Below are 13,027 nucleotides of genomic sequence, written 5' to 3'. Positions count from 1 at the left end.
TTCATTATTAATTCTTCATTCTTAATTAGTATCAGTCAATCATAACTCGGTAAATATCGGTTGCATTTCTTTTGATATTCTTCACAAAAAATCCACCTTCTTCGGGAATGACCTCCTTTAAATCAAATATCTTGCAGTCTTTCGGAAGTCCAGCAAAAACAAGCGTAAACCAAAAATCCTTCGTAGGCGGAACTAAAGTCCACTCGGGAAATAATGAAATATTTTCGTGATGGATGAGCGGACTTCTGTGATTCAAGGCATTGTCGATCAAGAATGTAGATTGCCAAACCCGAATCATATTTCCTAACTGATAAGTTGCAGGCAGACAGCAATGTACAATAACCTGTCGCTCCTCCTGGATTTTGGTTTGCAGAGATTCCAGAACTTCGGTGACGATTTCGGGTTTGGTTAATGTTTCCACGAGACTGTCGTTTTCTTAATTAGATTTTTAATGGTCTAGTTGAAGTTTCTCTTTTGCATATTCCCTTATTTTGCGGGTAAGTTCAGGATTTTCAGAAAGTTTCTGGCCATAACTGGGGATGATTTCCAAGAGCTTTTCCCTCCACTCATTTTTGATTTTGTCAGGAAAACATTTTTCTAAAACCTGAATCATCGCATACGCTGCGGTTGATGCACCTGGAGAAGCACCGAGAAGCGAGGCGATGGTTCCGTTTTCATTAACCACGACCTCCGTTCCAAACTCGAGTTTGCCACCTTCTTCCTCATCTTTTTTAATGATTTGTACGCGTTGTCCCGCAACTCTCATTTCCCAATCTTCATCGCGGGCATCTTTAATGAATTCCCTTAAATGCTGGATTCGCTGCATTTTAGTCATCGCAACCTGTCGCACAAGATATTGCGTTAAAGGTAAATTATGCCACCACGCGCCAAACAGCGAACGGATATTTTTGAAATTGATACTTTCTGGCAAATCCAGGTAACTTCCTTCCTTCAAGAACTTGGTCGAAAATCCTGCAAACGGCCCGAAAAGCAGCGCTCTCTTACCGTCGATAATTCTTAAGTCCAAATGGGGAACGCTCATTGGTGGTGCATCAACTGTTGCCTGTGTATAAACTTTTGCGTGGTGTTTTTCGATAAGGTCTGGATTATGCGAAACGAGCCATTCGCCAGAAACAGGGAAACCTCCGTAACCTTCACTTTCAGGAATGTCGGAACTTTCCAAAAGCGGCAACGCATAACCTCCTGCTCCGATAAACACAAAATCTGCAACCACTTCCTGTCGGTGATTGTGGAGTCGGTCTTTAACATCGATCGCCCATTTTCCGTCTTCACGCAAATCGATGTCTTTTACTTCGTGGTAGAGGAAAATTTCAACATTCGAATCTTCCGAAAGAAATCTCCCCATTTTCCTTGTTAATGTTCCAAAATTCACATCTGTCCCCAAATCCATTTTGGTTGCGGCAAGAACTTCGGTTTCTTTTCTTTTGCTCATTATCAAAGGAATCCATTCCCTTAGTTGGTCATGATCAGCTGAAAACTCCATTCCGTGAAAAAGTACCGACTTGATCATTTCCTGATGGCGTTTTTGCAAGAAAGCAACTTCATTCTGACCAAAAACCAAACTCATGTGCGGACAGTTGTTGATGAATTCTTTAGGATGATCAATGATATTTTTAGAAACCAGATAAGACCAGAACTGCTTGGAAATCTCAAACTGTTCCGCGATTTTCTCCGCTTTTGAAATGCTGATATTTCCATCGTCGTCTTCCGGAGTATAATTGAGTTCACAAAACGCGGAATGACCCGTTCCTGCATTATTCCAAGCCGCGGAACTTTCCTGCGCGAATCTTCCGAGCCGCTCAAAAATCACGACTTTCAAACCTGGTTCCAGCTCGTGGAGCAATGTCGCCAAAGTTGTACTCATAATTCCACCACCGATCAGTGCGACGTCGTATTTGGGTTTTGGGGTTTTGTTTCTGAGAGCTTCCGGCATAAGTAAGTATTTGATTCACGAATTTCGGAATTATTTAACGAACGGCAAAGGTGAAAACGAATTTTTGGAGTTATCGAAAACTAAACTGATGACCAAAAAAATCTAATATTGAAAATTTTCTTTACCTCAGAATCAAATATCGTGTTTAGATTTAATACAAAAAAATACTTCGGAAATTTTCTTACCCCAACCCTAAAGGGAGGAAAATTTCCTGCAAAAAAATAATTAAGAAAGTTTAGGGGAGAACTTAAATAAGATTCGATGGCGTAACGTAGAAATATACGGATACGAAATGGCAGAAAGTTCCCATCAACACAAAAATATGAAAGATGGCGTGGTTGAACTTCAATTTATCAATCGAAAAAAGAATAGCGCCTAAAGTATAGGCAACTCCACCCGAAATCAGCCAAACCAATCCGTTGAAATCAAGATTCTGCACCAAAGATTTGAAATTGAAAACAATCAACCAACCCATTGCAACGTACAGAATCGTGGACAAAATATTGAACCTTCCCGTGAAGAAAATTTTGAATATGATCCCGACAAGCGCAATCGTCCAGACAATGGAGAAAATTGCCCAACCTTCAGTTCCATTGAGGGTGACCAAAACAAATGGCGTGTAACTTCCTGCAATCAAAACATAAATCGAAGCGTGATCGAAAATATTGAGCCGATATCGGATTTTGGGATTTTTTGAATGGTGGTAAAGTGTTGAAGCCAAATAAAGCACAATCATGCTTAACCCAAAAACAGGAAAACTGATGAGCGTCCAGATACTTCCCAGATCAATCGCCTTTAAAACAAGTAACACCAATCCCACAATACTTAAGACCAACCCGATCAAATGAGTAAGAACATTGATTTTCTCCTCGAGTTCTGGATAAGTGTGAATCTTGTATTGATGGTGGTTTTCAGACATCAGTTCAGTTTTGCGGTGAGTTTCTTAAACTGCTTTTCGGCGTTTTTTTCTTCGTAAAGAATTCCGTAGATCGTGTCGATAATCGGGGTGTTCAACTTCTTTTCCTTGGAAGTTTTGTAGATGGAATCGGCTGCGTAATAACCTTCAGCAATCATATTCATCGACTGGATTGCAGATTTTACGGTATATCCTTTCCCGATCAGGTTCCCCAAATTTCTGTTTCTGGAAAACAGAGAATATGCAGTAACCAGCAAGTCGCCGAGATAGGCACTTTCGTTTACATCTCGCGGCGCTTCGTAAATGGCTTCAAGGAAAACTTCCATCTCTCTGATCGCATTTGAAACAAAGACTGCCGTAAAGTTGTCTCCATAACCAAGTCCGCTTGCGATTCCCGCCCCGATTGCATATATATTTTTAAGGATCGCGCTGTATTCGTTGCCTAAAATATCTTTACTGGAATGTACATTGATAAAGCTTGACGAAAACAATGCGTTGAGTTTCTCGGAAACCTCATCTTCCACGGTGGCAATCGTAAGATAAGAAAGTCGCTCCATCGCAACTTCTTCTGCGTGACAAGGACCCGCGATCACCGCCTGATTGCGGAAACCTATTTTAAATTCGTCTCGAAGGTAATGTGCCACCACATCGTTTACTTTTGGAACAATTCCCTTAATTGCAGAAATAAAGATTTTGTTTTCATAGTTGCAGGTCATTTTTTCCACCGCATCAGAAAGATAAATCGAAGGTGTTGCCAAAACAATAACTTCACATTCCGAAACGAGTTCGTTGATGTCTGTAGTAACTTTGATGGATCTTGGCGTAAAACTCACCGAAGTAAGATAGGTTGGGTTGTGACCACGCAATTCGATGGCGCCTTTTACAAATTCGTTCCTCACGCACCAGTGAACCGTTCTGCAGTTTTCGACCAGCATTTTCACAATTGCAGTAGCAAAACTTCCGCTTCCTACTACACCTACACTGGTTTCATTTTTTACAGATTTGGACGAAGACGACTTCTTTTTAGCCATTATGATGGAGTGGTTTTATTTTAAGTAATTCAACAAAGATATTAAAGCTATACGAATAAAAGTCTGTGTAAATTCATTTGAATAATATGTAATCGGGAATTTCTTTAACCCCTACCCTAAAGGGAGGAAAATTCCCTTCTAAATAAACCAAAATTTGCTCCTTTTAGAGACGGGGTCATCAAATTTAGGTTTATTTAGAAAATTAATCAAAAGTAGTAAATGTACACCATTGCGAATTTAAGAAATTTGGCAAAACTTTAACTCATTATTCCACAGAAAAAGCAACCGAATTAAACTTAAACAAAAAAACATATTAAAATAAATTTTTAAATTTGCAAGCTCAAAACTATTAATCTAATTTTCAATGAGAAATTACCTGAGTTCAAAAAAGAATGTCGGTCTGCTTTTGGGAATTTTGCTTCTCGTGATTTTCGGACAGGCGCTTTTCATAGGAAAGCTTTACGCGGAAAGAGATTACAAGAATTACGAAGTGAATCTGGTGAAGATCAATACGCAAAAAGACAGCATCGACTACCTGGAAATGAAGAACAACCTCAACTTGGTTGACAATACGGTAAGACAGCTCCACTCCTTTCTTGCAGCGAAAAACATCAGCGACGGCAAAATTGAAATGCTTGCTCAGGACAGTTTGGCAAATGCGGTTTATCTTGCAAAACAAAGCAACCGATACAGCCAATATCTTGTAGACCTTCAGAACAAACTGCAACAGGTTCCTCTCGGAATTCCTACTAATGGATACATTTCGTCGAACTTCGGCAAAAGAATCAACCCCATTCCTGTAAGAAATATTTTACTTGCCTCTGTACAAACTCCGAAAAACGAAGTTAAAGCTGAACCACAATATATTGAAGAAAAAGACAGCTTAGGAAATGTGGTGAAGCGCACGTTGGTAAACCCTACAGCTTCTTTGGCAAATACCGCAAAACCAGAAGTTAACAATCCGGCAGCAGAAGCAGACCAAATCCAGTTTCACAAAGGTTTGGATTTCGCAGTTCCATATGGAAGTGATGTTCGCTGCGCCGCAACCGGAACAGTGATTTTTGCCGGCCAGAAAGGAGGTTACGGAAACTGCGTCATCGTTTCCCACGGCAACGGACTGGCTACACTTTACGGTCATCTTTCGCAGCTTTTGGTTAAGGAAAACGATGTGGTAAAAGTAAACGACGTGATCGCAAAATCCGGAAATTCCGGACGTTCAACAGGACCGCATTTGCACTATGAAGTCCACAAGAACAACACTCCAGTGAATCCAAAGCTTTTCTTGAATCTTTAAAAGAACAAGTTTTGATTATTTAATAGTGAAGACCTTTCTTGGAAACAGGGAAGGTTTTTTCTTGGTGAAAAACCCACAATTTATAAGATTTAGGTATAAAATTAATGCAATTCTCTTCGGCAAACCGAAGATTATTTTTCCAACAGCAAGGAAACCCATTCCTCTTTCTGGAGTTTCTTTTTCAGGGTTAAATTTTGTTGGTTGCACACTTCGAGGACATCGTCCACATCGAAGAAGCAGAGTCCCGAAAGCAGCAATTGCCCTCCCTTGTTCAAAACCGAAACATAAGTTGGAATATCCGAAATCAGAATATTTCTATTGATGTTGGCCAAAATAATGTCGAAGTTTTCACCGCCCAAATTCTCGGCGGTTCCCTGCGAAATCTCAAGTTCTACTCCATTTCTTTCGGCGTTTTCTCTGGAATTTTCCACCGACCATTCGTCGATGTCGATGGCTACAGTTTTTCCTGCACCTTTCTGTTTGGCAAAAATTGCAAGCACGGAAGTTCCGCATCCCATATCGAGAACTGTTTTGTTCTGAAAATCCATATCGAGCATCTGCTGAATCATCAGATAAGTTGTGGCGTGATGTCCCGTTCCGAAAGACATTTTCGGCTGGATGATGATTTCGTGGGGAAGATTCTGGTTTTCATGGAACTCGGCACGGATCCAAACTTTGTCTTCCACATTGATCGGCGAAAAGTTTTTCTCCCATTCCTCGTTCCAGTTGATATTGGGCATTTCCTGGAAGGTGTAGGAAGTTGTAACCTCGTTGTTGTTCAGCGTTGAAACTTCCTTCAGATCTTCTTCATTGAACAGGTCTTTCTGGATATACGCCAAAATTCCGTCGTGTTCCTCGGTAAAACTGTCGAAACCGATTTCGATAAGTTCTGCCATAAGGATTTCGTTCCAGGGATGGAGCGGGGAAATTTTGAAGTTGAATTCAAGATAGTTGTTCATCGGAAAATTTTTGCAAAAGTACGGATTTTGTTATTCTCGCGGGTTTCACAGAAGCGAAAATTATTTACTTAAGAAAATCTGATTGTATTTAGAAGAATCGTTCAAATGGTGACGAAAACCGCGACCCGACTTGAACGGAGCTCTTTTTGTGGAACGCAGTGCAACAAAAAAGCGGGAGTGGAAGGCGGAAAAGTCGCCCAAAAAATCACTTGTGAAAATGGTGCGGAAACGCCTCCTCAGGTTTCATCCGCAAAATATTGAGGAGGAACCAAGATTTCAGGAAACCGTAACCGTAGGAGAACATCTGGATGTAGGTGGAGATCACCGCCATTGCAGCGATGCTGATGTTGCGGGTTTTGTAGAGCGAGTGGAAGAAGACCAGGAACGTGTACAAACCGTACATCGCCATGATGAAGCCGCGCTGGAACGCGAAATATTCGATGAACCCGAGAATGTACCCGGTGAGGAACAGCGACGGAAATGCAAACGAAATCTTCACATATTTCGGGTGGCGCTGGTTGAGAATGGGTCGTGCGCAACCGAACTGGTAAACCTGTTTGGAGAACTTTCCGAAATCGACACGGCGTTTGTGATAAACCCCGATATTGTCGAAAAAAGCAGTGGTGAAACCGTTTTCCCAGAGCGTCATCGAAAGATCGGGATCTTCACCGATGCGCATTTCGGAGAAGCCGCCGACTTTTTCGAATGCAGATTTTTTAACGCCCATATTGAAACTTCGCGGCTGGAATTTGGTGACGGCTTTTTTGCTTCCGCGGATTCCGCCAGTTGTGAAAACGGAGGTCATCGAATAGGAAATCGCCTTCTGCATGAGGTTAAAACCACGATGCGCCTTGTCTGCACCGCCGAATGCGTCGCACGGAATTTCGGCAATATTTTTCTTGATGTTTTCGATATAGTCTTTTTCCACAATCACATCGGAATCCACGAAGACGAGCCAGTTGTTTTTTGCCCTTCTTGCGCCATAGTTCCTCGACAAACCTGGTCCCGAATTGTCCTTCCTAAAAAACTGGATGTCGAGTGTTTCCTGGAAAAGTTCGATGGTGTGCCGAAGATCGATCTGCGAACCATCATCCACAATGATCACTTCGAAATCGTTATCCGTTTGATGGGAAAGCGAATTGAGGAGCTCGAAAAGTTCGCCTCGGCGGTTGTAGATGGCGATGATGAGGGAGATGGAGTTCACGGTTTTATAATGTAACAATTTACCAATTTACCAATGTAGCAATCTATCAATTTGGTAATATGGAAATTTGGAAATGTGCTAATTTTCTGTCTGTGGAAACCAATTTCAAGATAATCTTATTCATTCAACTTTCAAAAGTAACAAAAAATTAGGCAGCAGTTGACATTGTTACATTGTTACATTGTTACATTGCTACATTGTTTCATTTTCAAGTTAGCACATTTCCCAATTACTAAATTACTTCTGTTCCAACTTATGCACCTTCTTAGTTCCCTCGTACATTTCATACTGCATGAATCTGCACTCGAGTTTTCCGTTGAAGAGCTTGATTTTTCTTGATGGGCGCAAACCGATTTTCTTCACCGCTTCGAGATCGGAAGTGATGAACCACGCCAAAGTATTCGGATAGTGCTGCTTGAAGGTGTCACCGATTTTTCTGTAAAATTCCTCGTCATTGATTTCGATTCGCTCGTCATAAGGTGGATTAAACACCATCATCAACGGGAAAAGCTCTTTTTCGGATTCGAAGAAATCCTGTTTTCTGATTTCGATCACGTCTTCCATTTCCGCCGCTTCTATATTGGCTTTTGCGGCGTTCAGCATTTTTTGGTCGATATCGTAACCGAGAATTTTCCCCGTGAATTCCTTAACACGGTTGATTCGGAATTCCTTGATTTTCTGGAAAAGTTCCTCATCGTAATTCTTCCAGTTTTGAAAGGCGAACTTCTTCCTGAAAATCTGCGCAGGCAAATCCATCGCAATCATCGCGGCTTCGATCAAAAGCGTTCCCGAACCGCACATTGGATCCAGAAAATTTCCCTTTCCGTCCCAACCGGCGAGTTGCAGCATTCCCGAAGCAAGCACTTCGTTAATGGGCGCTTCACCCTGCTCTTTTCTGTAACCTCTTTTGAATAAAGGATCACCCGAAGAATCGAGCGAAATCGTCACCAGTTCTCGGTCGATATGGAGGTGGAATTTAATGTCGGGGTTTTTAGGATCGACGTCGGGTCTTTTTCGATGTCTGAATTTAAAAGAATCCACGATCGCATCCTTCATTTTCAACGCCATAAACTGTGAATGTTTGAACCTTTCGGAATACACGGTTGCGTCGATCGCGAAAGTTTGATCCACACTCATATACTTCTCCCACGGAAAATCGAAGAGTTTGTCGTAGAAACGGTTTTCGTCCCAAGCTTTGAAGGTGAGTAGGGGAATTATGATTTTCAGCGCAGTTCGCGCCGAATAGTTGATTTTGTAAAGGAAGCCCAAATCTCCTTCGCAGTTCACGGCACGGTTCTTCACCTCCACTTTTTTGCCGCCGAGTTTTTTGATTTCTTCCGCCAAAACCTCTTCCAGTCCGAAGAAGGTTTTGATCTGTATCTGTAAGTTTTCTGTATCCATGTATTTGATTGCTGCTTTCGATTTTTAGCAAAATTCGGTAACCGATTGCACACTTCGGAAAGCAATTAATCGACAAATTTAATTATTTTTGCACTATGGCGTGGTTCGAAACTTGGTTTGATACACCTTACTATCACATTCTCTACAAAAACAGGGATTTCGCGGAGGCAGAAAATTTTATTTCGCTTTTGGTTAAAGATTTAGAAATCCCCCAACAATCAACAATTATCGATTTGGCGTGCGGAAAAGGAAGACATTCGGTTTTTCTGAACAAGCTCGGCTACAAGGTTTTGGGACTTGACTTGTCGAAGGAAAGTATTTTCCACAACAAACAGTTTGAAAATCCTACCCTGAAATTTGAAGTTCACGATATGCGGAACGAGATTTTACCAAATGTTTCCAAAGAAAAGGTAGATGGCGTTTTCAACCTTTTCACCAGTTTCGGGTATTTCGAAAATGACCGCGATGACCAGAAAGTGTTCCAGTCGGTGAACCACGTTTTGAAGGATTGTGGATATTTCGTGCTGGATTTTCTGAACGAGAAATGGGTGAAAAATACTTTGGTGGAAGCAGATACCGTGGAAAAAGAAGGAATTGTTTTCCATATCAAAAAAAGGATTGAGAACCAGCATATTATTAAAGACATTAACTTCAAAGACAAGGGAAAGGATTTTCATTTCTTTGAAAAAGTGAAGCTCCACACTTTAGAGGACATCGAAAAATACGCTGTGGAAAACGGTTTCGAGCGGGTGAAAATATATGGCGACTATCTTCTCGGAAAATTTGAGCTTGAAAGTTCACCAAGGTGCATCAATGTCTTCAAAAAAAGGGAAACAGAAAACGGGATTAATAAAAAACTTCGACAATGATTATTCTGTTACTGGTTTTAAGTGTTTTGGCGGGAGTTTTCCTCGGGAAATATTTCGGAAACCGTTCTGCGCTCGCTAAAAATCTGCTAATTCTGAGTGCGGGATTCTTAATCACGATTTGTTTAAATGAAGTTTTCCCACAGGTTTACGATTCCAAAGACCACAATATCGGGATTTGGGTGATTGCGGGGGTTTTGCTGCAAATGCTTTTGGAAAATCTAACGAAAGGGTTTGAACACGGTCATTTCCACCACCACAGCGAAGGCAAAAATATTCTTCCAGTAGCTTTGATGATCGGGATGTTTATCCACGCTTTTCTGGAAGGGATTCCGTTGGCAAATGAGCAAGTTTTGAGTCCGTATCTTTCGGGAATCCTTTTCCACAATCTGCCGATTTCGTTTATTTTGGGTGCGTTTCTTGTTCAGAAGGGAAAATTTTCTACAGCTTCTTGGCTTATTATTTCTGTTTTTGCCTTCGCTTCGCCGCTCGGTCTTCTTTTGGGTAAATACTTTAATCCGGACTTGGAAGTATATTTCCTCGCGTTGGTGGGCGGAATTTTCCTGCATATTTCGTCGGTCATCATTTTCGAGGGCAGCAACAACCACAATATCGACTGGAAGAAAGTTGGACTGGTTGTTCTGGGAATCCTACTCGCGATGGCTGGACATCTTTTTCATCATCATTAAAAGCTCGCGATTTTTTTGGGTAAAGAGAAAATATGGTCATGGAAATTTTCTTGACGCCGTCCCTAAAGGGAGGAAAATTTCCAACGACTCAAACAAAAAAAGACTCCAAATTGCTTTGGAGTCTCCCATCATTATTTCACTTAATTCCGACTAGAATTTCCAGCCGAGTGTAATAAAGAAATTATCTCGCTTGTTCTTTACATTTGATACCAATGACTCGTTGGATTCAATAATGTAATGGTTGGTAAAGTAGCCCGAATTATTTGCCGCAGAACCTTGGATGAATGGAGAGCTGTATTCGGAACTCACATTCTGGTAAGCCGCATCAATGAAGAATGCTTTGAAATCATATCCAATTCCGGCTCCAATAGTGTTTCTTTTAGCCACAAACAAATTGCTGAAATTGCTGTTCCCAACTACTCCATTATCTGAAATTGTAGCGATCGACATCGAGTTGAACGGATTCGATGCGAAACCGTAACCACCTCTCAATCGGAGCGCGTTGATACGGTATTCTGCACCTACTTTTACCTCAGACATTGATTTGTAATTATCGGTAAAGAACTTATTCAATTCTGTTTCAGCGTCACCGTACACTTTATATTTTGGTTTTGTCAAACCAAGGGAATAATCGACGTTGATGGCAAAGTTCTTATTAGCAACGTACGCTGCACTTAAAGTTGCCTTCATCGGTGAAGTAAGATCTCTGTCTTCTCTGTAGGTTCCGTCGGTTGGGTTTTCATATTCGGTATAGAGCCGCTCGATTCTCCACCAAGTAGGAGTTTCCAATGCTGCTCCTAATCTGAAGTGCGGATTAACCTTACCAATAACTCCGACTGATGCGGAAAAACCACTGGAAGCTTCAGAGAACGGCGTGTATTGCTTGTCTCCTACTTCGCGAGCATTGTCGGCGCTTGAGTTAAAAGCCACCGAATCGTACTGATCCAAAACCACGTTATGAAAGTTCAGACCTGCCCCGAAATAAAGATTGTTGTTATAGTTCGCTCCAACTCCGACGCTCATTTTCGACTGGTTTCCGTATCGGTTATAGGCATGACCCGCAAACGCGAGATCGGTAATCAATGCACCATCCTGATCGTAAATCGGGTAAACCAGATTAGCATTTCCGGGAGTTTCCGTATAATCCTCGATTGATTTGCTGGAATAGTTTACGGCGATGTTCACAAACTTCCAAGGTGTAGAACCATCGATCTGGAAAGCCATGATTCCGCCCACATTGTTCAGGTTGGTTTTGTTGATTTTGGAATCGATGCTTTTTCCTCCGAAAGCGGTAGTATTCTTGTTGCTTTCCACAGCAAGTGTTGCCGATAATTCGTTTGCGATACTTACCCCGATTCCTGCCGGGTTCACATTTAAACTGTTGAAATCACCACCCAAAGCTCCTGTAGAGCCAACCATCGCATCGTATTTTGATGTCCCGATCACAAAACTGTTGGAATAAACCTCCACTGTATTTCTGATTGTTGAAACATCCTGTGCGTTGAGGTAAAAAGCTGCCGTAATTCCTACGAGCAATAAAGACTTTTTAATCATTTTCTGAATATACTGTTATAAAAATTATCTTCTAAAACCACCGCCACCGCCGGAAGATCTTGTTCCGGATGAACCGCTGTTAAAACCACCGCCTGAACCACCTGATCTGAATCCTCCAGAAGAAGAAGAAGAGGAACTTCCTGATCTGAAACCGCCGTCACTTCCGGAACGGAATCCACCGTTATCATAAGACCTTGTTGGTTGCTGATATCTTGGAGTATTGTTCTGAGTTGGCGCACTCTGCTGCGGATAATTTCTGAACCGTGGCTGGCTCTGATTATTTGGGTTCGCATTTGGAGACGTATTTCTAAATCCAGAATTCGATGAAGAATTTCTGAATCCGGAATCATTGTTATTGATATTTCTAAATCCGGAAGAGCTGGAATTTCTTGTTGGAGTTGTTAGTCTTCCATCCGCACCGCTTCTCTTGTAACCGAAGCCACCGTTGTAGCTGTTGTAGCCATATCCGTATCCGTAGTTTCCATAGTAAGGATTGTAGTATCCGTAATAAGGATTATAATGTCCGTACCAAGGGTTGTAGTATCCGTACCATGGACCGTAATAACCATACCAAGGGCTGTAGTAACCGTACCAAGGATTATATCCGAATCCCCATGGACTATAGTATCCGCCAAAACTCCAAGGTGAACCCCAACCGAAGCTCATGCCGAAACCAGAGTAATATCCGTAAGGATAATAACCCCAGTTATCAGTATAGTAGGTTTCTGTTCCCGAGAAAGTTCCCCAATCTGAGTTCTGTGCATCCTGCCATTTCTGGTTTCTGTTGTCAGAGTTCAAGTATTTATTCTGGTTATCATTTGCCTGATAATCGTAATAATCGCCGACACGGTTTCCTGAGTCCATCACTGCACCTACCGGTAAAGTATCGCGGTTTGGATCGTAGTAAACACCATCAGTTTCAGAATATCCTCCAGTCTGGATCACACAGGAAGTCAGCAAAAACCCTCCGGCAACTGCCAACACTGCTTTTGAAGTAAGCAATCCGACCAAATTTTTATAGGTAATTTTTTTCATGATAAGGTGAAAAGTTTTAATTTGAATTATATTTGCACTTTATACCAAAATTATACCAATCAATGGTGATAATTTCAGTGTAAAATTACACTTTTTAGTTTAGATAAAAGGATTAGAGAAAAGT

12 protein-coding genes are annotated in these 13,027 nt (G+C 41.5%); 3 read left to right on the top strand and 9 right to left on the bottom strand.

The annotated features are described in order from the left end of the window. Nucleotides 1-31: 31 nt before the first annotated feature. From MTP09_RS04810 to MTP09_RS04795, 4 genes are all read right to left on the bottom strand, one after another. Nucleotides 32-421, bottom strand: a complete 390-nt coding sequence (locus tag MTP09_RS04810; RefSeq protein WP_243550878.1) for a hypothetical protein — start codon at nt 419-421, stop codon at nt 32-34. Nucleotides 422-448: 27 nt separating this feature from the next. Then, the gene (gene mqo / locus MTP09_RS04805) at nt 449-1,954 is read right to left on the bottom strand and encodes a malate dehydrogenase (quinone) (protein WP_243550877.1); all 1,506 of its coding nucleotides are present in this window, start codon (nt 1,952-1,954) and stop codon (nt 449-451) included. 247 nt (nt 1,955-2,201) lie between these two features. Beyond that, nucleotides 2,202-2,873, bottom strand: coding sequence for a PAQR family membrane homeostasis protein TrhA (gene trhA, locus MTP09_RS04800; protein ID WP_243550876.1), 672 nt, complete (start codon nt 2,871-2,873; stop codon nt 2,202-2,204). Further along, nucleotides 2,873-3,901 (bottom strand): NAD(P)H-dependent glycerol-3-phosphate dehydrogenase, encoded by a 1,029-nt coding sequence (locus tag MTP09_RS04795; RefSeq protein ID WP_243550874.1) that lies wholly within the window; start codon nt 3,899-3,901, stop codon nt 2,873-2,875. The genes trhA and MTP09_RS04795 overlap by 1 nt, the downstream gene beginning before the upstream one ends. Nucleotides 3,902-4,265: 364 nt before the next feature. Here MTP09_RS04795 and MTP09_RS04790 point away from each other — a divergent pair, with 364 nt between their 5' ends. Further along, the gene (locus tag MTP09_RS04790; protein WP_243550873.1) at nt 4,266-5,195 is read left to right on the top strand and encodes a M23 family metallopeptidase; all 930 of its coding nucleotides are present in this window, start codon (nt 4,266-4,268) and stop codon (nt 5,193-5,195) included. Between the two features lie 131 nt (nt 5,196-5,326). Here the strand turns inward: MTP09_RS04790 and prmA are convergent, their stop codons facing one another. The 3 genes from prmA to MTP09_RS04775 all read right to left on the bottom strand — a co-directional run bounded on the left by prmA (nt 5,327) and on the right by MTP09_RS04775 (nt 8,759). After that, the gene (gene prmA / locus MTP09_RS04785; protein ID WP_243550872.1) at nt 5,327-6,154 is read right to left on the bottom strand and encodes a 50S ribosomal protein L11 methyltransferase; all 828 of its coding nucleotides are present in this window, start codon (nt 6,152-6,154) and stop codon (nt 5,327-5,329) included. Nucleotides 6,155-6,359: 205 nt separating this feature from the next. Further along, nucleotides 6,360-7,358 carry a glycosyltransferase gene (locus tag MTP09_RS04780; RefSeq protein WP_243551594.1) on the bottom strand — a complete coding sequence of 333 codons (999 nt, stop codon included), beginning with the start codon at nt 7,356-7,358 and terminating at the stop codon, nt 6,360-6,362. 237 nt (nt 7,359-7,595) lie between these two features. Further along, nucleotides 7,596-8,759, bottom strand: a complete 1,164-nt coding sequence (locus MTP09_RS04775) for a THUMP domain-containing class I SAM-dependent RNA methyltransferase (protein WP_243550871.1) — start codon at nt 8,757-8,759, stop codon at nt 7,596-7,598. Nucleotides 8,760-8,854: 95 nt separating this feature from the next. On the opposite strand from MTP09_RS04775, the gene MTP09_RS04770 reads away from it, so the two are divergent. Then, nucleotides 8,855-9,628, top strand: a complete 774-nt coding sequence (locus MTP09_RS04770) for a class I SAM-dependent methyltransferase (RefSeq protein WP_243550869.1) — start codon at nt 8,855-8,857, stop codon at nt 9,626-9,628. After that, nucleotides 9,625-10,314, top strand: a complete 690-nt coding sequence (locus MTP09_RS04765; RefSeq protein WP_243550868.1) for a ZIP family metal transporter — start codon at nt 9,625-9,627, stop codon at nt 10,312-10,314. Before MTP09_RS04770 ends, MTP09_RS04765 begins: the two co-directional genes overlap by 4 nt. A 150-nt stretch (nt 10,315-10,464) precedes the next feature. On the opposite strand, the gene MTP09_RS04760 is transcribed toward MTP09_RS04765, so the two are convergent. Further along, nucleotides 10,465-11,868, bottom strand: coding sequence for an OmpP1/FadL family transporter (locus MTP09_RS04760; protein WP_243550867.1), 1,404 nt, complete (start codon nt 11,866-11,868; stop codon nt 10,465-10,467). A gap of 24 nt (nt 11,869-11,892) precedes the next feature. Then, on the bottom strand, nt 11,893-12,903 hold the full coding sequence (locus MTP09_RS04755) for a prolyl-tRNA synthetase (RefSeq protein WP_243550866.1): 1,011 nt from the start codon (nt 12,901-12,903) through the stop codon (nt 11,893-11,895). Between the last annotated feature and the right edge of the window lie 124 nt (nt 12,904-13,027).

This window comes from Chryseobacterium suipulveris, assembly GCF_022811685.1.
GTDB lineage: Bacteria > Bacteroidota > Bacteroidia > Flavobacteriales > Weeksellaceae > Kaistella > Kaistella suipulveris.
The sequence above is the reverse complement of the archived record's forward strand: the minus strand, read 5'-3'. Positions and strand labels throughout refer to the sequence as shown.

Excerpts from the sequence above, each read along its gene's own strand:
- mqo (WP_243550877.1), bottom strand. The coding sequence starts at position 1,954 with ATGCCGGAAGCTCTCAGAAACAAAACCCCAAAACCCAAATACGACGTC.
- trhA (WP_243550876.1), bottom strand. The coding sequence starts at position 2,873 with ATGTCTGAAAACCACCATCAATACAAGATTCACACTTATCCAGAACTC.
- MTP09_RS04795 (WP_243550874.1), bottom strand. The coding sequence starts at position 3,901 with ATGGCTAAAAAGAAGTCGTCTTCGTCCAAATCTGTAAAAAATGAAACC.
- MTP09_RS04790 (WP_243550873.1), top strand. The coding sequence starts at position 4,266 with ATGAGAAATTACCTGAGTTCAAAAAAGAATGTCGGTCTGCTTTTGGGA.
- prmA (WP_243550872.1), bottom strand. The coding sequence starts at position 6,154 with ATGAACAACTATCTTGAATTCAACTTCAAAATTTCCCCGCTCCATCCC.
- MTP09_RS04775 (WP_243550871.1), bottom strand. The coding sequence starts at position 8,759 with ATGGATACAGAAAACTTACAGATACAGATCAAAACCTTCTTCGGACTG.
- MTP09_RS04770 (WP_243550869.1), top strand. The coding sequence starts at position 8,855 with ATGGCGTGGTTCGAAACTTGGTTTGATACACCTTACTATCACATTCTC.
- MTP09_RS04765 (WP_243550868.1), top strand. The coding sequence starts at position 9,625 with ATGATTATTCTGTTACTGGTTTTAAGTGTTTTGGCGGGAGTTTTCCTC.
- MTP09_RS04760 (WP_243550867.1), bottom strand. The coding sequence starts at position 11,868 with ATGATTAAAAAGTCTTTATTGCTCGTAGGAATTACGGCAGCTTTTTAC.
- MTP09_RS04755 (WP_243550866.1), bottom strand. The coding sequence starts at position 12,903 with ATGAAAAAAATTACCTATAAAAATTTGGTCGGATTGCTTACTTCAAAA.